Source organism: Amycolatopsis sp. CA-230715, from assembly GCF_018736145.1.
Classification (GTDB): domain Bacteria; phylum Actinomycetota; class Actinomycetes; order Mycobacteriales; family Pseudonocardiaceae; genus Amycolatopsis.
Genome location: NZ_CP059997.1, coordinates 2,647,260 through 2,668,582, shown reverse-complemented (window position 1 = coordinate 2,668,582; position 21,323 = coordinate 2,647,260). Strand labels below are relative to the sequence as shown.

Genomic DNA, 21,323 nt, shown 5'->3' with positions numbered 1-21,323 from the left:
GATGTCCAATGGGGCCATGCCGGAAACAGTCCTCCTTGGCCACGGGCCACTCGCCCGTGAGCAGGTCGTCGCCGTCGTCAGGGGCGGCGCCCACGTCACGATCGGGGAGACCGCCGAGAAGAACCTCGGCGCGACCCGACAGCACATCGAAGCGCTGGCCGAGGCCACCGAGCCCACGTACGGCGTTTCGACCGGGTTCGGCGCGCTCGCCACGCGGCACATCCCGACCGAGAGCCGGACCGCGCTGCAGCGTTCGCTCATCCGGTCGCACGCCGCCGGTGCCGGACCCGCTGTCGAGCCCGAGGTGGTGCGCGCGCTGATGTTGCTGCGCCTGCGCACGCTCACCACCGGGTACACCGGGGTCCGCCCCGGTACCGCGGCCGCGCTCGCCGCGATGATCAACGCCGGGATCGTGCCGGTCGTGCACGAGTACGGATCGCTCGGCTGCTCGGGCGATCTCGCCCCGCTCGCCGCCGTCGCGCTCGCGCTCATGGGCGAGGGCGAGGTGTTCGACAAGGCGGGCCAGCGGGTCCCGGCCGCGATCGCGCTGGAGGCGGCCGGGATCGAGCCGGTCGTGCTCGCCGAGAAGGAAGGGCTCGCGCTCACCAACGGCACGGACGGGATGCTCGGCATGCTCGTGCTGGCCGCCGCGGACCTGAACCGCCTGCTCGACGTCGCCGATCTCACGGCCGCGATGAGCGTGGAAGCGCTGCTGGGCACCGATCGCGCGTTCGCGGCCGACTTGCAGGCACTGCGTCCGCATCCGGGGCAGGCGTTGTCGGCGAGCCGCATGTTCGCCGCGCTCGCCGGGTCCGAGATCGTGGCGAGCCACCGCGGTCCCGACTGCACTCGGGTGCAGGACGCGTACTCGCTGCGGTGCGCGCCGCAGGTGCACGGCGCGGCGCGCGACACGCTCGCGCACGCGGAACTCGTCGCCGACCGCGAGCTGGTGTCCGCTGTGGACAATCCGGTGGTGCTGCCGGACGGTCGCGTGGAGTCGAACGGGAACTTCCACGGCGCGCCGGTCGCCTACGTGCTCGACTTCCTCGCCATCCCGGTCGCCGACGTCGCGAGCATCGCCGAGCGGCGCACCGACCGCATGCTCGACGTGGCCCGTTCGCACGGCCTGCCCGCGTTCCTCGCCGGTGACCCCGGCGTGGACTCCGGGCACATGATCGCGCAGTACACGCAGGCCGCCGTGGTCAGCGATCTCAAGCGGCTCGCGGCACCGGCTTCGGTCGACTCGATCCCGAGCAGCGCGATGCAGGAGGACCACGTCTCGATGGGCTGGTCCGCCGCGCGCAAGCTGCGCAAGGCCGTCGACGGGCTCACCACGGTGCTCGCCGTCGAACTGCTCACCGCCGCGCGGGCGCTCGACTTCCGCGCGCCGCTCAAGTCATCGCCGGTCACCGGCGCCGTTCGCGAACTGCTGCGCACGCGGGTCGAAGGCCCCGGCCCTGACCGCCACCTCGCACCCGAAATCGCTGCCGCCGAAGAACTCGTCGCGTCGGGCGCCGTCCTCGACGCCGTCAAGAACAACTGGGAGCTCTCATGACCCGCACCGTCCGTGCCGCACGGGGCACCACGCTCACCGCGAAGAACTGGCAGACCGAGGCCGCGCTGCGGATGTTCCACAACAACCTCGACCCCGAGGTCGCCGAACGCCCGGAGGACCTGGTCGTCTACGGCGGCACCGGCAAGGCGGCCCGCGACTGGGCGAGCTTCGACGCGATCACCCGCTGTCTGACCACTTTGGACGCCGACGAGACTTTGCTCGTGCAGTCCGGTAAGCCGGTCGGCGCGTTCCGCACGCACGAGTGGGCGCCGCGCGTGCTGCTGGCGAACTCGAACCTGGTCGGGGACTGGGCCACCTGGCCGGAGTTCCGCAGGCTCGAACAGCTCGGCCTGACCATGTACGGCCAGATGACCGCCGGATCGTGGATTTACATTGGTACGCAAGGGATTTTGCAGGGCACCTACGAGACGTTCGCCGCCGTCGCCGCGAAGCGGTTCGGCGGTACGTTGCGCGGCACGCTCACCGTGACCGCGGGGCTCGGCGGCATGGGCGGCGCACAGCCCCTGGCGGTGACCATGAACGACGGCGTCGCGCTCGTCATCGAATGCGACGCGAAGCGCGCGCACCGCCGGGTGGAGACCCGGTACCTCGACGAGGTCGCCGACGACCTCGACGACGCGATCCGCCGGGTGAGCGCGGCGAAGAAGGAACGGCGCGCGCTGTCGGTCGCCGTGGTCGGCAACGCGGCGGAGATCCTGCCGGAGCTGCTGCGGCGCGAGCTGGACGTCGACATCGTCACCGATCAAACCTCGGCGCACGACCCGCTGGCGTACCTGCCGAAGGGCATCGAGGTCGACGACTGGCACGACTACGCGGCGAAGAAGCCCGACGAGTTCACCGACCGCTCGCGCGAATCGATGGCCGAGCACGTGGACGCCATGCTCGGGTTCAAGGCGCGCGGCGCGGAGGTGTTCGACTACGGCAACTCGTTGCGCGGCGAGGCGAAGCTCGGCGGCTGCGAGAACGCCTTTGACTTCCCTGGTTTCGTGCCCGCCTACATCCGCCCGCTGTTCTGCGAAGGCAACGGCCCGTTCCGCTGGGCCGCGCTGTCCGGCGACCCCGAGGACATCGCCGCGACCGACCGCGCGATGCTGGAGTTGTTCCCGGAGAAGGAATCCCTCGCCCGCTGGATCAAGATGGCCGGTGAGCGCGTCGCGTTCCAGGGGCTGCCGTCGCGGATCTGCTGGCTCGGCTACGGCGAGCGGCACCTCGCGGGGTTGCGGTTCAACGAGATGGTCGCGAGCGGCGAGCTGAAGGCGCCGGTGGTCATCGGGCGCGATCACCTCGACTCGGGCAGCGTCGCGTCGCCGTACCGCGAGACCGAGGGCATGGCCGACGGCTCCGACGCCATCGCGGACTGGCCGCTGCTCAACGCGTTGGTCAACACCGCGTCCGGGGCGAGCTGGGTGTCCATTCACCACGGTGGCGGTGTCGGCATGGGACGGTCCATCCACGCCGGGCAGGTGTGCGTCGCGGACGGCACCGAGCTGGCGGGCAAGAAGATCGAGCGCGTGCTCACGAACGACCCCGGGATGGGCGTCATCCGCCACGTGGACGCCGGATACGACCGCGCCGCCGAGGTCGCGGACGCGCGCGGCGTGCGGATCCCCATGCGGGAGGGCGAATGACCGCCTCGGACCTCCTGGCCGAGATCGCCGGGGTCGGCCGCGACGCGAGCCGTGGCGGCTACTCGCGGCACGCGTTCGACCCCGCCGAAGACGAGCTGCGCACCTGGTTCGTCGAGCAGGCGGCCAGGCGCGGGCTCGACGTCGAGACGGACCGCAACGGCAACATCTGGGCCTGGTGGGGCACTCCCGGCCCGGGTGCGGTGGTCACCGGCAGCCATCTCGACTCGGTTCCCGGCGGCGGCGCCTTCGATGGCCCGCTCGGCGTGGTCAGCGCGCTCGACGCGGTGGACATCCTGCGCCGCAAGGGTTTCACGCCGTCCACCCCCTTCGCGGTGGTCGTGTTCGCCGAGGAGGAGGGCGGCCGGTTCGGCGTGCCGTGCCTCGGTTCGCGGCTGCTGACCGGCTCGATCGACCCCGACCGCGCGCGCGGGCTGCGCGACCCGGACGGCGTGACGCTGGCCGAAGCCGCGGCGAAGGCCGGTCACGATCCGGCTCGGTTCGGACCGGATCCCGAGGTGCTCGGCAGGATCGGGAAGTTCGTGGAACTGCACGTCGAACAGGGGCGCGGGCTCATCGACCTCGGCGGGCCGGTCGCGGTCGGCAGCACCGTGATCGAGCACGGGCGCTGGCGGTTTTCCTTCTCCGGACAGGGAAACCACGCGGGCGCGACCGTGCTCGGCGACCGGCACGACCCGATGCTGCCCGCGGCCTCGGTCGTCGCGGCGGCGCGCCGGGTGGCGGCGAAGTTCGACGACGCGCGCGCGACCGTCGGCAGGCTGGTGCCCACGCCGGGCGGCACGAACGTGATCGCGTCCACAGTGGACTTGTGGCTGGACGCGCGGGTGCCCGGCGCCACGCGTGATCTCGTCGACGAGATCGCCGCGGCGGCAACGGAAGCGTCGCGGGAAGAAGGCTGCCACGTCACGGTGACCGAGGAGTCCTATTCGGACACCGTGGTGTTCGATCCGGCGCTGCGCGACGAGATGGACGGCGTGCTCGGCGGGGTGCCCGCGTTGCCGACCGGCGCCGGGCACGACGCGGCGATCCTGGCCGCGCACGTGCCGACGGGAATGCTCTACGTGCGGAACCCGACCGGGATCAGCCACGCACCGGAGGAGTTCGCCGAGGCCGCCGACGTGGACCACGGCGCGGTGACGCTCGCGTCCACACTGGAGCACTTGTCGACATGACGACATATTGGTGTGAACACGCCTGGCTGCCCGGCGGGGTCGCCGAAGCGGTGCGGATCGAGGTCGACGGTACCGAAATCACCTCGGTGACCGCGGGTGCCGAGCGCGCCGGAACCGTGCTGGACGGGCTGACCCTGCCCGGTTTCGCGAACGCGCACTCGCACGCGTTCCACCGGGCGCTGCGCGGCCGCACGCACCACGAACGCGGCACGTTCTGGACCTGGCGCGAGCGCATGTACTCGCTCGCCGCCCGCCTCGATCCCGAGTCGTACTACCGGCTCGCGCGCGGTGTCTACGCGGAAATGGTCCTCGCCGGGTACACCAGCGTCGGCGAGTTCCACTACCTGCACCACGCGCCGGGTGGCACGCCCTACGCGGACCCGAACGAGATGGGCGCCGCGCTGATCAGAGCGGCGGGGGACGCGGGGATCCGGATCACGCTGCTCGACACGTGCTATCTCGCCGGCGGCGTCGGGAAGGACCTCGACGAGGTGCAGCGCCGGTTCTCCGACGGCACCGCGCGCGGCTGGGCGGATCGCGTGGCGGCACTGGGGGAGTCTGAGCTGGTTCGCGTCGGCGGCGCGGTGCATTCGGTGCGCGCGGTGCCCGCGGATCAGCTCGCCGACGTCGAGGTGAGCGACGACCGTCCGCTCCACGTGCACCTGTCCGAACAGCGCGCCGAGAACGAGCAGTGCCTCGCCGCGTACGGACTTTCGCCGACGGAGTTGTTGTCCGACAAAGGTTTGCTGACACCTCGGCTGACCGCAGTGCATGCCACGCACCTGACCGGTCACGACATCAGCCTGCTCGGTTACGAGGGCTGCACCGCTTGTTTCTGCCCGACGACCGAACGCGATCTCGGCGACGGGATCGGGCCCGCGCGCACGCTCGCGGACAGCGGAGTGAAGCTTTCGCTCGGCAGCGACAGCAATGCCGTCGTCGACGGTTTCGAAGAAGCGCGCGCGCTCGAAATGAACGATCGGCTGGCGAGCGAGACGCGCGGCCGGTTCACTTCCGCGGAGTTGCTCGCCGCGGCCGCCGCGCACGCGTCGATCGGCTGGCCGGAGGCGGGCAGGATCGAGGCGGGTGGCGCCGCCGACCTGGTCACGATCGGCCTCGGCTCGGTGCGGACCGCGGGGATCGAGCCGGACGGCGCGTTGCTCGCGGCTTCGGCATCGGACGTGCGCCACGTCGTGGTCGCGGGCCGCGAGATCGTTCGCGACGGCGTCCACCAGGGCATCGAACGACCGGAAACCGTGCTGACGAAGGAGATCGAGGGGCTATGGCGGTACTGATCACCGGAATCGGCGAGCTGACCACGAACACCGGGGACACCGGGCGGATCCACGACGCCGCGATCGTGCTCGACGGCGAGCGGGTGGTCTGGACCGGGCCCGCGACGAAGGCGCCGGACGCCGACGAGCGCGTGGACGTCGAGGGCCGCGCGGTGCTGCCCGGCTGGGTCGACAGCCACACGCACCTGGTGTTCGCCGGGGATCGCACCGCCGAGTTCGAGGCGCGGATGGCGGGTGCGCCCTATCGCGCGGGCGGGATCGCGACCACGGTCGAAGCGACGCGGGCGGCGACCGACGACCAGCTCGTGGCGAACCTGCGGCGCCACGTCGACGAGGCCTACGCGCAGGGATCCACTTGCCTGGAAACGAAAACCGGGTACGGGCTGACCGTGCCGGACGAGGACCGGTCCGCGCGCATCGCGGCCGAGGTCGTCGACGAGGTGACGTTCCTCGGCGCGCACCTGGTGCCGCCCGGCGCCGACGCGGAGTCCTATGTGGACCTCGTCCGCGGCGAGATGCTCGACGCAGTGGCCGACCGGGTCCGCTGGGTGGACGTGTTCTGCGAGACGGGCGCCTTCGACGAGGTCCAGACCGCGCGCATCCTGGCCGCGGCGACCGCGCGCGGGCTCGGCACGCGCGTGCACGGAAACCAGCTCGGCGAAGGACCCGGCGTCCGGCTCGCGGTCGAACACGGCTCGGCCAGCGTCGACCACTGCACGTACCTGTCCGATTCGGACGTCGAAGCGCTCGCCGCGTCGGACACCGTGGCGACCGTGCTGCCCGCGTGCGACCTGTCGACGCGGCAACCACTCGCGCCCGCGCGGCGCCTGCTGGACGCGGGCGCGACCGTCGCGCTCGCGAGCAACGCGAACCCGGGCAGCTCGTACACCACGTCGATGGCGTTCTGCGTCGCGACCGCGGTGCTCCAAATGGGACTGTCGGTGGACGAGGCCGTCCGCGCGGCGACTCTTGGCGGTGCTCGCGCGCTCCGGCGCGACGACGTCGGCGTGCTCCGCGAAGGCGCGCGGGCGGATCTGCACGTGCTCGACGCGCCTTCGGTGACCCATCTCGCTTACCGCCCGGGAGTCCCGCTCACCTGGGCGGTGTGGCGCAGGGGAGAGCGTTTGTCGTAAATGTCGGAAACGCATTAACGGACTGTTCAGGAAGCCGACACCCGAAGGGGACCGGGTGCGCCGACGGCGTGGGTAGCGTTTGAAGCGGCCCGCGTTTATCGGAGGTGCACGGTGGATCCGTCCCTGATCGTGGTCGTGGTGGTCGTCGCGGCACTCGCGTTCGACTTCACCAACGGCTTCCATGACACGGCGAACGCGATGGCCACCTCCATCGCGACGGGTGCGCTGCGGCCGAAAGTGGCGGTCGCCCTCTCCGCGGTGCTGAACCTGGCCGGCGCGTTCCTGTCGGTCGAGGTCGCCAAGACGATCTCCGGCGGGATCGTGGACGACACGAAGGTGACCCCGGTGGTGATCTTCGCGGGACTGGTCGGCGCCATCATCTGGAACCTGGTGACCTGGCTGCTCGGGCTGCCGTCGAGCTCGTCGCACGCGTTGTTCGGCGGGCTGATCGGCGCCACCTGGATCGCCTCGGGCGCCGACGCGGTGCACTTCGCGAAGGTGGTCGAGAAGGTGCTGATCCCGGCGCTCGCGTCGCCGGTGGTGGCGGGCGTCGTCGCGCTGATCGCCACTTTCGGCGTGTACCGGATCACCCAGTCCGCGCGGCAGGACGTGGTGGGGAAGACGTTCAAGACCGGGCAGGCGCTGTCCGCGTCGCTGGTTTCGCTCGCGCACGGCACGAACGACGCGCAGAAGACGATGGGCGTGATCACCCTCGCGCTGATCTCGTCCGGTTCGCTCGCCGCCGGGTCCGGCCCGCCGCTGTGGGTGGTGCTCTCCGCGGGTGCCGCGATCGCGCTCGGCACCTACCTCGGCGGCTGGCGCATCATCCAGACGATGGGCAAGAAGCTCACCGAAATCCAGACGCCGCAAGGGTTCGCTGCCGAGACGAGCGCGGCCGCGGTGATCCTCGCGTCGTCGCATCTCGGGTTCGCACTGTCCACAACGCACGTGTGCTCCGGCGGCATTCTCGGCTCGGGGATGGGCCGCAAGCTCGCCGAGGTCCGCTGGGGCGTCGCGGGCAAGATGGTGATCGCGTGGGCGCTGACGCTGCCCGCGGCCGCGATCGTCGGCGCGATCGCCGCGCGGGTTTCGACCAGCGGCAGCGTCGGCACAGTGCTGGTCGGCGTGGCGGGTGTCGCGATCGCGCTGGGGATTTACCTGGTTTCGCGCCGCAACCCGGTCACCGCGAACTCGGTCAACGAAGTCGACGAGCCGGCGCCGCCGGCTCCGGTCGCGGTCTGAGGGGGCTGGCATGCACATCGAATGGGGCGCGCTCGGTACGGTGTTCGTGGTCGCGCTCGCCGTGGTCGCGGTGCTGACCTCGTTGTTCGCGTTCGGCGTGCGCGGGCTGTCGCAGCGGGCGGCGGTGCGGGAAGGCGGCGGTTCGGGCACTTCCGGCCTGACGCTCGCGGTCTCCTGCTTCGCGGTGTGCGCGGCGATTGTCGGATACGGCATCTATCTGATCGTCGCGATGTAGGTGCTACGAGAGGTCGACGCCCAACTCGGAGGCGGCGGCTTCGGCTGACGCGCGCGTGTCCGCGGGCAGCTCCCGTAACGCGGCGACGAACTTTTCCCGCCGCCCGAGGGAAACGTGCGAGATCAGGTCCAAAACGGACTCCCACGAACCCGAATCCGCCGCGGCGACGACCACGCCGCTGAACCGCGGCGACGGGAGCAGCCGGACGACGTGGTCGATGCGCGCCTTGTCGTCCAGCACGAACGCCACCTCCAGCAGCGCGGCGTCGTCGATCACTTCCAGGCAGGCGGAAATCGCGCCCTCGTGGAGATGCCCGACGAACCGTCCGATGGTGATCCAGTCCGCCCTGCCGACCAGTTCACCGGCCACCGAAACCACGATCGGCGTCGGGATCCCGGCGATGATTTCGCTGGCGCGCCGGGGATCGAGCTCGGTCGCGACGTCGGCGAGGAACCGCGTGGACAGCCGCTTGGCGACGTCCACGCCGCGGGCCGGGTCGACGAGCCCCGCGATCCGCGCGCACAGCAACGGCCCGAAGGTGCGCTCCGCGATCTTCGCGACCACGGGCGCCGGGATGAGCTTGCTGGCCGCGGCCATGCGCCGCAGCGTGGGCAGGTTGGCGTCGAACAGGACATCGGTCACCCGCGCCCGCAGCAGGCGAAGATCGCGCACGGGCACCGGCGCCAGGTAGTCCAAACGGGACGGTGGGACGCCCAGCACCCGTGCGAGCTTCAGGATCTCCCCGCGCGTGTCGAGATCGGGCTTCACAGGCCGACCGCCTTCCGCACCGCGCCTCGCAGCAAGGCGGGAACGTACTTGAGGCCGTCTTCGCCCGCCTTCGCGAGCGCCGCGCCCTGCGCACGCCTGGCGTCGCCGATGAGATCGGCGAGGGCCTGCTGATCGGGTTCCGGCAGGGCGCGCACGCCCTCCGGCGGCTCGCCGCCGAGCTGTTCGCCGAGCGTGCGCCTTCGCCGCTCCACCATGAGCACCTCCTGCACGGGTTCGGTCGATCATGCCCCATGCGGGGGTTTACCGTGCGGACATGGCCATCGAGATCGAAACTTCGACCATCACCGTCCAGGGCCTCGGGGCGTACCTCGCCAGGCCGAAGGGCGGTTCGACGAGCGGGATGCTGCTGCTGCCGATGATCACCGGGATCGGCACGCAGGTCCGCGACTTCGCCGAGTCCGTCGCCGCGGCCGGGATGACCGCGCTGACCTGGGACCCGTGGCACGGCGTCAGCTCCGACGACACGCCGATCGAGCAGCTGGTGGAGAAGATGAACCAGCTCGACGACGAAACGGTGCTCGCCGAACAGAAAGCGCTGCTCGACCACCTGCTCGGCGACCTCGGCTGCGAGAAGGCCGGGGTGATCGGCTGGTGCCTCGGCGGGCGGTTCGCCCTGATCCTCGGCGGCCGCGACGCCCGGCTGGCCAACGTCATCGCCTACCACCCGACCGTGCCGATCCCACCGCGGCCGAACCACGTGGTGGACGCCGTCGAGCACAGCGCGCGGATCGAAGCACCGGTGCTCATGCTCTACCCGGGGAAGGACGCGATCGTGCCGAAGGAGAGCTTCGACGCGCTGCAGAAGGCGTTGCAGGACCGCGAGTCCGGGCCGAGCCTGATCCACCTCTACCCGCAAGCCGAGCACGGTTTCAGCGATCGCGCGCACCAGGAGGCGCAGGTCAACAAGGACGCGTTCGCGATCTCGTGGCCGCAGGCGCTCGCGTTCGCCACCGCCACCACGAGCTGAACACTTGACTTTCGTCGATGGTGGCGCCCGGATGCGGGCTTGTAGCGTCTGACGGCGTGTGGAAAGCGCTGTGGCGAAGACGGGTGGTGGTGCTCGAGGTCGCCATCTGGTTGTTCCTGTGCGGGATGGTGTTCGAAGAGCACCCCGGCGTGCTCACGCTGGTGCTGGGGCTGCTCTCGGTCACCGTGTCGGTGGCCACCGCGCGGTGGTCGCCGCTGGTTTCGCTGGTCGCCGCCGCGGTCACCAGCGTCGACACGCTGTTCAACTTCGCCGACCGCGTGCCCGCGTGGCCCATCGGCCTGATGGTGGTGATGTGCTGTTTCGCGGGCAGGCGGATGCCGCGGGCCCGCGAAGCGCTCATCGCGTTCGCCGCGATCGGGCTGGCCGGGGTGCCGGTGTCGTTCGCGGTCAACGACACCGAGATGGCCGACTGGGGCGCGATGGCCGCGGTCCTGCTCTTCGCCGGGCTGCTGCCGTGGCAGGTCGGCCGGTACCTCCGGCTGCGCGAGGACCTGGTGCGCACGGGCTGGCAGCGCGCGGAGGACCTGGAGAACCAGCAGCGCATCGTGGCGGACCAGGCGCGGCTGCGCGAGCGCGCGCGGATCGCCAGCGACATGCACGATTCGCTCGGCCACGAGCTGGCGCTCATCGCCGTGCGCGCGGCCGCGCTCGAAGTCGCGGGCGGGCTGGGGGAGAGCCAGCAGCGGGAGGCGGCCGAACTCCGCAAGAGTGCCGCGGTGGCCACCGACCGGCTGCGCCAGATCATCGGGGTGCTGCGGGAGGAGCAGGCGCCGACCGAGCCCGTCGACGACAGCGTGCTCGAGGTGGTCGAGCGGGCGAGGCGGTCCGGCATGCTGATCGACTCCGAAGTGGACGAATCGCGGTCCGATCCGGACATGGTCGGGCGCGCGGTGCACCGGGTCGTCCAAGAAGGACTGACGAACGCCGCGAAGCACGCGCCGGGTGCGGCCGTGACGGTGCGGGTGCGGCGATCCGAGGACGAGACCACGGTGCTCGTCCGCAACGCGAAACCCCCGACCGGCCCGATGCCCGGTGTGGTGTCGGGAAAGCAGGGCCTGCTCGGCCTGGCGGAGCGGGTGCGGCTGGTCGGCGGCACGCTGCGGGCGGAGCCGTGTGAGAGCGACGGGTTCGAGGTGCTCGCCACGCTGCCGCTCGACGGCTCACCGTCCGAATCGGACTCCGCGAGCAGCGTGACGCGGTCCGAGTCCGCGCGCGCCCACCAGGCGGCGCGGCGGCAGGTGCGGCGCAGCCTGATCGCCGCGATCGTGGTCCCGCCCGCGATCATGTGCTGCCTGCTCGGCATCGTCGGACTGGTGTTCCTGGTCAACTACAACAAGTCGCAGCTGGGCAGGGACGATTTCGCCGGGCTCAGGATCGGCGAGACGCGGCAGGAGATGTCTCCGGTGCTGCCACGCCGTCAGACCGACTTTCATCCTGCCGACCCGCTGCACCCGCCGCCGCCCGGCTCGGACTGCGAGTACTACGGCGTCGGCGGGAGCGTGTTCGATCTGCAGCGGGAGGTGCACCGGCTGTGCTTCGCCGATGGCAGGCTGGTGGCCAAGGACGTGGTCAAGATCGTGCGGAAGGACTGACGTGATTCGCGTGCTGCTGGCCGACGACGAGGCGATGATCAGGGCCGGGGTCGCCGCGATCCTGTCCGCCGATCCCGGGATCGAGGTGGTCGCGCAGGCCGAGGACGGCAGGGACGCCGTCGAACAGGTGCGCCGGACCAGGCCCGACGTCGCGCTGCTGGACATCAGGATGCCGCATCTCGACGGTCTCGAAGCGAGCGCGGAGATCCGCAGGCTGGTGCCGGAGACCGCGGTGATCATCCTGACCACGTTCGGCGAGGACGCCTACATCGCGCGGGCGCTCGGCGACGGCGCGAGCGGGTTCCTGCTGAAGTCGGGTGATCCGCGCGAGCTGATGGCGGCGGTGCGAGCGGTGGCCGAGGGCGCGGCGTTCCTCTCGCCCAAGATCGCGCAGCGCGTCATCGCCCAGCTGCCGAGCGACCGGCTCTCGCGCGCCGCGGCCGCGCGCGAGCGGATCACCGCGCTGACCGACCGGGAACGCGAAGTGCTCGCACTTGTCGGTTCCGGACTGTCCAATGCGGACATCGCGGGCAAGCTGTTCGTGGTCGAAGGAACGGTGAAGGCCTACGTCAGTTCGATACTGTCCAGATTGGACGCGAAGAACCGGGTGCAGGCCGCCATCATCGCCTACGAGGCCGGTCTGGTGACGGGCTGACGATCGCCGGCGGCCGCCAGCGCGCCGGCACGGACAGCCTGCGGACGTGCCCGCGCGACGGCAGCAGCCGGACGAGCTGGTTCCGCGCGGCGACCGCGACCGGGTTGGCCACGAGCGAGGCCTGCCCCGCTCGCCTCGCGAGGCGGACGAGCTTCTGCGTGCGCGGCCTGCGTTCCGCGTCGTAGCGCGCGAGCGCCTCGGGCACCGGATGCCGGGAAAGCAGCGACGCGAGCACGGTCGCGTCCTCGATGGCCAGGCAGCCGCCCTGGCCGAGGAACGGGAGCATGGCGTGCGCCGCGTCGCCGAGCAGAACGACCTTCCCCGTCGCGTAGCTCGCCAGCGGGGTGCGCAGGTGTGCCAGGTCGTTGTGCAGGACGCGGTCCGATGGCGTCCGGTCGATCAGGTCGCGGGTACCGGGCGGCCAGCCGTCGAAATGCTTGAGCAGGAACGCTTTCGGGTCTTCGCGGGTGACGCCGGGAGCCGCGCGCATGGACGCGTACCAGTAGAGCCGGTCGCCTGCCAGCGGCAGCGTGCCGAACTCGGTGCCCGCCCCGACGACCGTCGACACGACGCCGTCGGGCACATCGTCGAGCACCGCGCGAAACGCCGTGCTGCCACCGTGGACGGGGCCGGGGTGCGCGGGCCACAGCGCGTTCCGCACGACGCTGCGCACTCCGTCCGCGCCGATCACGAGATCGGCTTCGGCTTCGCCGCCAGCCGAGCGGACCGTGCCGTTCGCGGTGACCCCGGTGACCTCGATTCCAGTGTGGACGGTGCCTTCGGGCAGCGCGCCGAGCAGCGCTTCGAGCAGATCGGCGCGGTGCACACCGGCCAGTGGCTTGCCCAGCGCGGTGTGCAGTTCGCGGTTGTCCCAGTGCACGAGGACGCGGCCGCGCCGGTCGCGCATGGTGCCGGTGCCCGGTGGCGGTACGAGCGGGCGGATCCGTTCGCCGACGCCCAGTTCGTCGAGCGCGTGCAGCGCGTTGGGCCAGAGCCCGATGCCCGCGCCGACGCTGCCCATCCGCTCGGCCCGCTCCAGCACGCGGACCTCCCAGCCCGCTTCGCGCAGCCCGATCGCCGCGCACAGGCCGCCGATACCGGCCCCGATCACGATCGCCGTCCCACCCATGAAGTCCCCCTTCTCTACAGAAGTAGAGGCTACTCTACTTCTGTAGAGGATGCGTTAGGCTGATCAGGTGGGCACGGGGGAGCGGGTGGCGCGGATCGGTGATGCCGCGATCGCGGTCATCGCGGGCGAGGGCATGCGCGGACTCACCCACCGCGCCGTGGACAGGGCCGCGAAGCTGCCGCCGGGGTCCACTTCGTACTACGCGCGGACGCGCGCGGCGCTGCTGGAGCTCGCGGTCACCAGGATGGTCGAGCTCGACGTGACGGCCGCGCTGCCCGCGGCCCCGCACGGCCCCGAGGAGGCCGCCGCGTACGTCGCCAGGTTCGTGCACGCGTTGCTGGAGAGCGGGCCCCGGATGATCGCCCGCTACGAGTTCGCGCTCGAAGCGACCCGGCGGCCGGAGGTGCGGGAGATTTACCAGCGCGCCGCGCTGGAATTCCGCCGACGCTGCGCCGAAGTGCTGGCCACGGTGGGCTCGCCCGACCCCGGCAGGCACGCGCGCATGGTCATCGCGTGGTGCGAGGGCCTGATCTTCGACACCGTGGCCGGTGGAGGATCGAACGAGCCGCCGTCGTTCGACGAACTGCACGCGGACACCCGTGAGCTGCTGCGGGGCATGCTGGGCTGAGCCGACCCAGCGCCGATGATCGTCGGCGGGCACAATGCCGCGCATGACCACCGCAGGCACCCGGCGCCGGGTCAGCGCGCTCGACGTGGCGATGCTCGCGCTCGCGCTCTTTTCCGTCGGCCTGCTCGTGTTCGTGACGTTCTTCCCCCACCCCGCCGAAACCGCGCGCGTGGTGTTCATCGTCGACACCGCGATCTGCGGAGTGTTCCTGCTGGAGTTCCTGTACCGGTGGCGGCGGCACGGCTGGGAGAAGAAGTTCCCGCTCCGCAACTGGTACGAGGTGCTCGGGATGATCCCGATCGCACACCCCGCGCTGCGCGGGTTCCGGCTGCTGCGGGTCGTCGTGGTGCTCGTCCGGCTCGCGCGCACCGCGGACCGCGCGTTCGGCGAGCGGTTCACCCAGCGCCTCGTGGAACGGCTTTCGCGGCCGATCGTGCTGGCGATCAAGAAACCGATCACGATCGCGGTCATGGACGAGGTGGTGAAGGTCGTGGAAACCGGGAACTACCCGCAGAACCTGGCTCGCTCCCTTTCGGACAACCACGACCTGCTGCGCGCCGTGGTCACCGAAAAGCTCAGGAACGACCCGCAAACCGGGCGGCTGGCGAAACTGCCGTTCCACGACGAAATCGTGCGGTCCGTTGTGGACACCGTGATGCGGGTGACCCTCGAGGTGCTCGCCGACCCGCGCATCGACGACTTCTTCGCGCACGTGGTGAAGGAGAACCGTGAACAGATCAGGCAGGCCGTCGAACTGGGCCTCAACGAACGTGACGACGAAGACCTCGTGGCGCAACTCCCCACCCGCCCACAGCACCGGCCCTGACGTTCGTTCCCCGAAAGTGGCTTTCGGGGACGTAGATGCCCCGAACGTCACTTTCGGGGCGTGAAGGCCTGTGGTGGTCGAGTGCGCGAGGGGTGCGATTGCGGCGTCTAGTGCCCCGAAGGCCACCTTCGGGGCACCGGGCAGCCCCGGCCTGCCGCCTGCGAGGGCCGAGAAAGTGGCGTTACAGTCCCCGAAGGTGGCCTTCGGGGACCATCCCACGCAATCACCGCGCCCCGCGCCCCGAACGTCACTTTCGGGGCGTGGTCAGCGGCCGCGGCGGGGTTCGGCGGTGAACGGGTCCTCCGGCCAGCGGTGCTTCGGGTAGCGGCCACGCAGCTCCGCCCGCACGGCCGGATAACCGGTGCGCCAGAAGGATTCCAGGTCCGAGGTGACCGCGGTCGGCCGCCCGGCGGGGGAGAGCAGGTGCAGCACCACCGGCACCCCGGCCACCTCGGGCGTGCGCAGCCAGCCGAACGTCTCCTGCAGCTTCACCGCCAGCACGGGCGGGTTCGCGGTGTAGTCGACCGCGATCTTCGAGCCGGACGGCACTTCGAGCCGTTCCGGTGCGAGATCGTCCACCTTGGCCGCTTCCGGCCACGGCAGCAGCCTGCGCAGCGCGGACGCCGTGTCGATCCGGCGCAGATCGGACTTGCGCCGCGCGCGGGAGAGTTCCGGTTCGAGCCAGTCGCCCGCGCGCTCGGCGAGCGCCGCGTCGTCCATCGCGGGCCACGGTGCGCCGATCGCGTCGTGCAGGAACGCCAGCCGTTCCCGCAGCCGCCGTGCGCCGGTGGACCAGTCCAGCAGGCCGGGGCCCGCTTCGCGGAGCCCGGTCAGCAGCGCCTCGCGCACCAGCGCGGGATCGGGGTCGGCGATCGGCCGTTCGGAAAGGACGATCGCCCCGAGCCTGCGCACGGATCTCGCCACCACGTCACCCGACCACCCGACTTCGTCCACAGTGGACAGCAGACCGGGCGCGGCGCGCACCGCCAGTTCCTCGTCCGCGCGGGCGGCCAGCCGGATGATCCCGTTCTTGCGGCCGGGATCGCGCGTCGCCTCGGCGACCGCCAGCCACTCGGTGTCCCCGAGCCCGCTGCCCGGCGGTAGTTCCGCCGCGGTGCCGCCCGCCATCAAGTACGCCCGCGATCCGGCGGCGCGCCTGCGCGCGAGACGTTCGGGATGTGCCAGCGCCACGACGAGAGCCGCGTCCTGGCGTTCCGGCCCGCCTTCGACGAGCTTCGCCAGCCGTGCCGCTTCACGGCGCCAGCGCTTCGCGCCGTCGTCAGCGGAGTTCCGCAGCTTGCGCAGTTCGGCATCGACATCCGCGCCGCCGCCACCCGCGTCGAGCAGCGCGACCACCTCGGCCGCGCAGCGGGGGCCGACCTCCGCCGCGCCGTCCAGCAGCGCCCTGGCCAGTCGCGGGTGCAGGCCCAGCGCGGCCATCGCCGTGCCGCGCGCGGTCGCGGAGCCCTCGGCCGTGGTGGCGCCGAGCGTCCTCAGCAGTTCGCGGCCCGCGGCGAACGGCCCCTCCGGCGGCTCGTCCCACCAGGACAGTCCCGCACCCTCCGGAGTGGACCAGCACGCGAGTTCGAGCGCCAGCCTGGACAGCTCGGCTACCTTGATCTCAGGCTCGGGGTAGGCGGGCAGCCCGGCCTGTTCGTGGCTCGGCCAGCACCGGTACGCGCGCCCTGGCGCCTCCCTGCCCGCGCGGCCCGCCCGCTGATCGGCGACCGCGGCGGACACGCGCACGGTGGCCAGGCCGGGCAGGCCGCGCCGATGGTCCACGCGCGGCACGCGCGACCGGCCGGAGTCGACCACCGCACGCACGCCCGGCACGGTGAGGCTCGATTCCGCGACCGCGGTGGCGAGGACCACTCGCCGCCGCGCGCCCGGTTTCAGCGCGGCGTCCTGGCGAGCGGCGGTGAGCCTTCCGTGCAGCGGCAGCACGTCCACATCGGACAGATCGGCGAGTAGGGCTGACGTTCGCGCGATTTCGCCGACACCGGGAAGAAAAGCCAGCACATCACCCTCTACTTCGGACAGTGCGATGTGGACGATCCTCGCCACGGTCGCTTCCAGGCGTTCGTCCCGCAGCGGCGCGTGGTAGCCGACGTCGACGTCGTAGGTCTTCGCGGTGGCGGTGAGCACGGGTGCCGAACCGAGCAGCGCCGCCAGCTTCCCGGACGCGACGGTCGCCGAGGTGGCCAGCAACCGCAGGTCGTCCCGCAGCCCGGCGCGCACGTCGAGCAGCAGTGCCAACAGAAGATCGGCGTCGAGGTGCCGTTCGTGGCATTCGTCGAGCAGCACCGTCGACACGCCGGGCAGCTCGGGATCGCCCTGCACGCGGCGCACCAGCAGGCCCGAGGTCACCACCTCGATCCGCGTCCGCTTCGACACCTTCCGGTCGCCGCGCACCGCATAGCCGACGGTTTCCCCGACCGGTTCGCCGAGCAGCGCGGCCATCCGCGCCGCCGCCGCCCGCGCCGCGAGCCTGCGCGGTTCGGCCACCACGATCCGGCCCTCGGTCCCCTCGGCGAGCGCGAGCGGCACCACGGTCGTCTTCCCGGTGCCGGGTGGCGCCACGAGCACCGCGGTGCCGTGGCGCGCCATGGCTTCGGCCAGTTCCGGCAGCACCGCCCGCACCGGCAGGTCGGGGAGGGTGAGAAGGCTCATTTCCTGGCGACCTCCGGTGCCGGTGGCAGCGGGTAGCCGGACGCGCCGATGGTGCGCTGCAAGGACTTCCGCCATTCGCCGTCGCCGATCATCGCGCGGATCGCGTCGCCGACCGCGGTCACCGTCTTCGCGTCGCCCTTGCGCAGCCCGACGCCGTACCGTTCGGTGGAGAACGGCTTGCCGACCACCCGCAGCAGCTCCGGGTTCTGCGCCACGTACCCGGCGAGGATCACCGCGTCCGTGGTCACCGCGTCGATCTGGCCCGCCAGCAGCGCGGTCACGCAGTCGGGGTACCTCGGGTACTCGACGAGCCGCACGGCCTGCGCGAACCGGTCCCGCACCTGCTGCGCCGGGGTCGACCCCGCCACCGAGCACAGCCGCTTGTCGTTGAGCGAATCCGGGCCGGTGATATCCGCCGACGAGCGCCGCACCAGCAGGTCCTGCCCGGTCGTGAAGTACGGCCCGGCGAACGCCACCTGCTGCTCGCGCTTCGGCGTGATCGAGTAGGCCGCCACCACCATGTCGACCTTGCCGGAGGTGAGGTCGGTCTCCCGCGTCGCCGAGGTCGTCTCGCGCCAGGTGATGCCGTCCGGGGCGACCCCGAGCGCGTTCGCCACGTACTTCGCCACGTCCACGTCGAACCCGACGTAGCGGCCGTCGACCGTCCGCTCGGAAAGGCCCGGCTGGTCGAAGCGGATTCCGACGGTGAGCTTCCCGGTCTTCGCCGCCCTGTCCACCAGCGGGTCGGACGGGGAGCCGCCCGCCCCGGAACACGCGGTGAGGACCGCGACCAGCACCAGCGCGAGGAACAGCCGTGCGCCGCGCACTCCGCCTCCCTCATCCGCCCAGGTCACGCATTCACGCTTTTCTCAGGGTCACTCGTTAGCCTAGGTGCGTGCTACGACCGTCCCCAACCGTGCTGGACGTCGTCGGGACGGTGGTCAGGCTCGGCCTGGCCGCGGTCTGGCTCGCCTACGGCACGGCCAAGTTCCTCGACCCGGGGCAGACGCATGTCGCCGTCCAGGCCTATGACATCCTGCCCGGCGGGCTCGTCGGCCTGGTCGCCACTGCGATGCCGCTGCTCGAAATCGTCGTCGGCCTCGCGCTGCTCTTCGGGATCTTCACCCGGTGGGCGGCGATCGTGTCGGGGCTCATGCTGCTGGCGTTCATCGGCGCCATCGCGCAGGCGTGGGCCCGAGGGCTGACCATCGACTGCGGCTGCTTCAGCGGCGGCGGCCAGGTCGCCGCCGACCAGACGGAGTACCCGTGGGAGATCCTGCGGGACATCGGGTACCTGGCGCTCGCGGTCTGGCTGACCGTGCGCCCGAGCACCCGGTTCTCGACCGACGGCTGGCTCGGCTGGGGACGCGGGAACTCCGGACTCCCCGTGAACGACTACTCCGGTGAACCAGAAGGGACCTGAACCAGTGGGTGGAGCGGAACGGACCGCGCGCAAGCAACGCCAGGAGAAGGCGGCGAAGCGCGCGGTCGCGCAGGCACGGGGTGGCGACGCCAACAAGAAGATGATCGTGGGCGTGATCGCCGTCGTGGTGCTCGCCGCGATCGTCATCGGCGGCGTGCTGTGGACCAACGCCTCGAAGGACAAGACCGCGGGCCAGGACGTCACCCCGCAGGTCGACCGGGTCGTGGGCGGCCAGGTGGTGGAAAAGCGCGAGGGCGTCACGGTGCTCGTCGGCAAACCGGGTGTGAAGAAGGTCGTGGACATCTACGCCGACTTCCTGTGCCCGGTGTGCGGGCAGTTCCAGGAGGCCTACGGCAAGCAGCTCGAGGACAAGATGAACAACGGCGAGCTGGGCGTGCGGTACCACATGGTCCCGATGCTCAACAATTCCTCGGTCCCGCCGGGGTATTCGCTCCAGTCCGCCAACGCCGCGCTGCTCGCCGCGGACGTCGGAAAGTTCACCCCGTTCCACGACAGCCTTTTCAAGGAACAGCCGGAAGAAGGAAAGCGCGGTTACGACAAGGGGCAGCTGATCAAGCTCGGCCAAGGGCTCGGCATCACCGACCCGAAGTTCGCCGCCGGCGTCAACGGCGGTGTCTACGAGCAGCAGATCATCGCCGCGTTCGCGCAGACCTCGAAGGACCCGAACTTCAAGGGCACCCCGACCGTCGTCTACAACGGTGCGCGCGTCGAATTCACCGACCCCGGCTGGCTGGACAAGATGCTCGGCGGCGGCAAGGGCTGAGCTGTCGGTTTTCACCACTCTGGGTGCCGAAGGTGGTTTAGTCTGAAACCCGGGGTGCTCGTGGGGAACCGGTGCGTAGCCGGATGCGTCGCACCCTCGGTGTCACGAGGGAGGTCCAGGTGGACGGCACAGGTGGGTTCCACGTCGGTGAAGACGCGTACGGCAGCTACGCCAGGGCGATCGATCCGCTCGGCGACGAGGTCCGCGGCGCGGCGGGAAAGCACCTCGCGCCGCATTCGTCGATCGGCGGCGACGGGTTCGGCGAAGTCGGCGACGAGTCGGGGCTGCACGAGGCGTACTCGTCCAGGATGCGGGGCCTGCAGGAGCGGATCCAGCAGGCGGGCGGCAACTGGCACGGCATGGCCGACGCGTCGCGGCGCACCGAGGGTAACTACGCGGCCGTCGAGGACGATCACAAGCGCGTGCTGAAAACCCTCGGGCAGGACCTCGCATGACCGCGCACGCCACGGCCATGCACGCGCTGGCCGGTCACGCCGTCCAGGCGCAGGACAAGGTGCGGCACAACCCGGCCGGGCTTAACGACGCCTCGCACGGCCTGCACCAGACGAACTCGGCGATGGACGGCGCCCAGCAGACCGCCGCGCGCCAGCGCCAGAACCTCGCCGACAACAGCGGCGGCAAGACCACGGACAGGGCCACCGGCGCGTCCTCGGATCTCGAGAAGTCGCTCGAACAGATCAAGGGCGAGGCCACCGAGATCCAGTCCGCGGTGGAGAAGGCGACCGACGCGCTCAAGGTCGCCGAGAACACGAACCAGCAGAAGCTGGACGAGTTCGTGCGCGAAGCCACCCAGATCATGCGGACCGCCGCGTCGCTCAAGGCATCCGGCAACGAAGCGGGCGCACAGCAGCTGCTGTGCACCGAGCTGCCCGCGCTCGGCCAGCGGCTCAACATCACCGTCAACCAGAACATGACCGAGGTCAACGCCGCCCTCACCGGGATCGCGCGCGGCCTCTCCGGCGGCGGGTCGACCAGGCCGTCCTCGTCGGGTGGCGGATCCGCGCCGCCGAAGTCGTTCAACCGGGGCGGCGGCCGTGGCGGCGGCTCCGGTGGCGGTGGTGGCGGCGGTGGGTCGAAGCCGCGGCTGCCGGTCGCGATCCCGCCGCAGCCCGGTACCGGCGTCGACGTCAACCTGCCCAACGGGCACACCGTCAAGGCGCCGAACGAGACCGCGGCCAAGGCCGTGCGCGCCGCGATGTCCCAGCTCGGCGTGCCCTACGTGTGGGGCGGCACCGCGCGGGGCAAGGGCCTCGACTGCAGTGGCCTGACCATGACCTCCTACGGCGAAGCCGGGCTGACGCTGCCGCGCACCGCGCGCACCCAGACCGTCGGCGCGGAGGTGCCCTCGATCGACCAGCTGCTGCCAGGTGACCTCGTCGTGTGGTCGGGGCACGTGGCGATGGTCGTCGGCGACGGCCAGATGATCGAAGCCGGTGACCCGGTGCAGATCTCGAAGATCCGCACCACCAACGCCGGCCAGCAGTTCATCGGGTTCTACCGCCCGACGGGCTGAGTCTCG

Annotated in this window: 21 protein-coding genes; 16 read left to right on the top strand and 5 right to left on the bottom strand. The window is 71.3% G+C overall.

Annotated elements, in window-relative coordinates; genetic code table 11:
- Positions 1-16 precede the first annotated feature (16 nt).
- The 7 genes from hutH to HUW46_RS12195 all read left to right on the top strand — a co-directional run bounded on the left by hutH (position 17) and on the right by HUW46_RS12195 (position 8,299).
- Entirely contained in the window at positions 17-1,555 is a 1,539-nt protein-coding gene (gene hutH / locus HUW46_RS12225) for a histidine ammonia-lyase (protein WP_215547397.1), read from the top strand.
- The gene (gene hutU / locus HUW46_RS12220; RefSeq protein ID WP_215547396.1) at positions 1,552-3,204 is read left to right on the top strand and encodes a urocanate hydratase; all 1,653 of its coding nucleotides are present in this window, start codon (positions 1,552-1,554) and stop codon (positions 3,202-3,204) included. Before hutH ends, hutU begins: the two co-directional genes overlap by 4 nt.
- Complete coding sequence (locus tag HUW46_RS12215) at positions 3,201-4,394, top strand: allantoate amidohydrolase (protein ID WP_215547395.1); 1,194 nt, start codon at positions 3,201-3,203, stop codon at positions 4,392-4,394. The genes hutU and HUW46_RS12215 overlap by 4 nt, the downstream gene beginning before the upstream one ends.
- A complete protein-coding gene (locus tag HUW46_RS12210; protein WP_215547394.1) occupies positions 4,391-5,689 on the top strand; it encodes a formimidoylglutamate deiminase in 1,299 nt (432 codons plus the stop codon). Before HUW46_RS12215 ends, HUW46_RS12210 begins: the two co-directional genes overlap by 4 nt.
- Positions 5,677-6,822, top strand: coding sequence for an imidazolonepropionase (gene hutI / locus HUW46_RS12205; RefSeq protein WP_215547393.1), 1,146 nt, complete (start codon positions 5,677-5,679; stop codon positions 6,820-6,822). The genes HUW46_RS12210 and hutI overlap by 13 nt, the downstream gene beginning before the upstream one ends.
- A gap of 111 nt (positions 6,823-6,933) precedes the next feature.
- Positions 6,934-8,064, top strand: a complete 1,131-nt coding sequence (locus HUW46_RS12200) for an inorganic phosphate transporter (RefSeq protein WP_215547392.1) — start codon at positions 6,934-6,936, stop codon at positions 8,062-8,064.
- Positions 8,065-8,074: 10 nt separating this feature from the next.
- Positions 8,075-8,299 (top strand): hypothetical protein, encoded by a 225-nt coding sequence (locus HUW46_RS12195; protein WP_215547391.1) that lies wholly within the window; start codon positions 8,075-8,077, stop codon positions 8,297-8,299.
- A 3-nt stretch (positions 8,300-8,302) separates the two neighbouring features.
- Here the strand turns inward: HUW46_RS12195 and HUW46_RS12190 are convergent, their stop codons facing one another.
- Together HUW46_RS12190 and HUW46_RS12185 are read right to left on the bottom strand one after the other, a co-directional pair.
- Positions 8,303-9,067, bottom strand: a complete 765-nt coding sequence (locus HUW46_RS12190) for a hypothetical protein (RefSeq protein WP_215547390.1) — start codon at positions 9,065-9,067, stop codon at positions 8,303-8,305.
- Positions 9,064-9,282 (bottom strand): hypothetical protein, encoded by a 219-nt coding sequence (locus HUW46_RS12185; RefSeq protein WP_215547389.1) that lies wholly within the window; start codon positions 9,280-9,282, stop codon positions 9,064-9,066. The genes HUW46_RS12190 and HUW46_RS12185 overlap by 4 nt, the downstream gene beginning before the upstream one ends.
- A 59-nt stretch (positions 9,283-9,341) precedes the next feature.
- Between HUW46_RS12185 and HUW46_RS12180 the strand changes: the two genes are divergently transcribed.
- Genes HUW46_RS12180 through HUW46_RS12170 form a run of 3 tightly spaced genes read left to right on the top strand, consistent with a single transcriptional unit; the run spans position 9,342 to position 12,323 of the window.
- Entirely contained in the window at positions 9,342-10,055 is a 714-nt protein-coding gene (locus tag HUW46_RS12180; RefSeq protein ID WP_215547388.1) for a dienelactone hydrolase family protein, read from the top strand.
- 56 nt (positions 10,056-10,111) lie between these two features.
- Positions 10,112-11,668, top strand: a complete 1,557-nt coding sequence (locus tag HUW46_RS12175; protein WP_331477231.1) for a sensor histidine kinase — start codon at positions 10,112-10,114, stop codon at positions 11,666-11,668.
- 1 nt (position 11,669) lies between these two features.
- A complete protein-coding gene (locus HUW46_RS12170; RefSeq protein ID WP_215547387.1) occupies positions 11,670-12,323 on the top strand; it encodes a response regulator transcription factor in 654 nt (217 codons plus the stop codon).
- Here the strand turns inward: HUW46_RS12170 and HUW46_RS12165 are convergent.
- Complete coding sequence (locus tag HUW46_RS12165) at positions 12,289-13,452, bottom strand: FAD-dependent monooxygenase (RefSeq protein ID WP_215547386.1); 1,164 nt, start codon at positions 13,450-13,452, stop codon at positions 12,289-12,291. The two genes, HUW46_RS12170 and HUW46_RS12165, sit on opposite strands and share 35 nt — an antisense overlap.
- Before the next feature lie 67 nt (positions 13,453-13,519).
- Here HUW46_RS12165 and HUW46_RS12160 point away from each other — a divergent pair, with 67 nt between their 5' ends.
- Positions 13,520-14,080 carry a TetR/AcrR family transcriptional regulator gene (locus HUW46_RS12160; RefSeq protein ID WP_254126091.1) on the top strand — a complete coding sequence of 187 codons (561 nt, stop codon included), beginning with the start codon at positions 13,520-13,522 and terminating at the stop codon, positions 14,078-14,080.
- Positions 14,081-14,123: 43 nt separating this feature from the next.
- On the top strand, positions 14,124-14,906 hold the full coding sequence (locus tag HUW46_RS12155) for an ion transporter (protein ID WP_215547385.1): 783 nt from the start codon (positions 14,124-14,126) through the stop codon (positions 14,904-14,906).
- Positions 14,907-15,170: 264 nt separating this feature from the next.
- Here the strand turns inward: HUW46_RS12155 and hrpB are convergent, their stop codons facing one another.
- Together hrpB and HUW46_RS12145 are read right to left on the bottom strand one after the other, a co-directional pair.
- On the bottom strand, positions 15,171-17,576 hold the full coding sequence (gene hrpB, locus HUW46_RS12150; RefSeq protein ID WP_215547384.1) for an ATP-dependent helicase HrpB: 2,406 nt from the start codon (positions 17,574-17,576) through the stop codon (positions 15,171-15,173).
- Positions 17,573-18,403 carry a glutamate ABC transporter substrate-binding protein gene (locus HUW46_RS12145; RefSeq protein WP_215547383.1) on the bottom strand — a complete coding sequence of 277 codons (831 nt, stop codon included), beginning with the start codon at positions 18,401-18,403 and terminating at the stop codon, positions 17,573-17,575. Before HUW46_RS12145 ends, hrpB begins: the two co-directional genes overlap by 4 nt.
- A gap of 68 nt (positions 18,404-18,471) precedes the next feature.
- On the opposite strand from HUW46_RS12145, the gene HUW46_RS12140 reads away from it, so the two are divergent.
- From HUW46_RS12140 to HUW46_RS12125, 4 genes are all read left to right on the top strand, one after another.
- Positions 18,472-18,999 (top strand): DoxX family protein, encoded by a 528-nt coding sequence (locus HUW46_RS12140; RefSeq protein WP_254126089.1) that lies wholly within the window; start codon positions 18,472-18,474, stop codon positions 18,997-18,999.
- Between the two features lie 4 nt (positions 19,000-19,003).
- A complete protein-coding gene (locus HUW46_RS12135; protein ID WP_215547382.1) occupies positions 19,004-19,783 on the top strand; it encodes a DsbA family protein in 780 nt (259 codons plus the stop codon).
- Positions 19,784-19,902: 119 nt separating this feature from the next.
- Positions 19,903-20,238, top strand: a complete 336-nt coding sequence (locus tag HUW46_RS12130; protein WP_215547381.1) for a hypothetical protein — start codon at positions 19,903-19,905, stop codon at positions 20,236-20,238.
- The gene (locus HUW46_RS12125) at positions 20,235-21,317 is read left to right on the top strand and encodes a C40 family peptidase (RefSeq protein WP_215547380.1); all 1,083 of its coding nucleotides are present in this window, start codon (positions 20,235-20,237) and stop codon (positions 21,315-21,317) included. Before HUW46_RS12130 ends, HUW46_RS12125 begins: the two co-directional genes overlap by 4 nt.
- Positions 21,318-21,323 lie beyond the last annotated feature (6 nt).

Excerpts from the sequence above, each read along its gene's own strand:
- hutU (WP_215547396.1), top strand. The coding sequence starts at position 1,552 with ATGACCCGCACCGTCCGTGCCGCACGGGGCACCACGCTCACCGCGAAG.
- HUW46_RS12210 (WP_215547394.1), top strand. The coding sequence starts at position 4,391 with ATGACGACATATTGGTGTGAACACGCCTGGCTGCCCGGCGGGGTCGCC.
- HUW46_RS12155 (WP_215547385.1), top strand. The coding sequence starts at position 14,124 with ATGACCACCGCAGGCACCCGGCGCCGGGTCAGCGCGCTCGACGTGGCG.
- HUW46_RS12185 (WP_215547389.1), bottom strand. The coding sequence starts at position 9,282 with ATGGTGGAGCGGCGAAGGCGCACGCTCGGCGAACAGCTCGGCGGCGAG.
- HUW46_RS12165 (WP_215547386.1), bottom strand. The coding sequence starts at position 13,452 with ATGGGTGGGACGGCGATCGTGATCGGGGCCGGTATCGGCGGCCTGTGC.
- HUW46_RS12195 (WP_215547391.1), top strand. The coding sequence starts at position 8,075 with ATGCACATCGAATGGGGCGCGCTCGGTACGGTGTTCGTGGTCGCGCTC.
- hutH (WP_215547397.1), top strand. The coding sequence starts at position 17 with ATGCCGGAAACAGTCCTCCTTGGCCACGGGCCACTCGCCCGTGAGCAG.
- HUW46_RS12215 (WP_215547395.1), top strand. The coding sequence starts at position 3,201 with ATGACCGCCTCGGACCTCCTGGCCGAGATCGCCGGGGTCGGCCGCGAC.
- HUW46_RS12125 (WP_215547380.1), top strand. The coding sequence starts at position 20,235 with ATGACCGCGCACGCCACGGCCATGCACGCGCTGGCCGGTCACGCCGTC.
- HUW46_RS12180 (WP_215547388.1), top strand. The coding sequence starts at position 9,342 with ATGGCCATCGAGATCGAAACTTCGACCATCACCGTCCAGGGCCTCGGG.
- hutI (WP_215547393.1), top strand. The coding sequence starts at position 5,677 with ATGGCGGTACTGATCACCGGAATCGGCGAGCTGACCACGAACACCGGG.
- hrpB (WP_215547384.1), bottom strand. The coding sequence starts at position 17,576 with ATGAGCCTTCTCACCCTCCCCGACCTGCCGGTGCGGGCGGTGCTGCCG.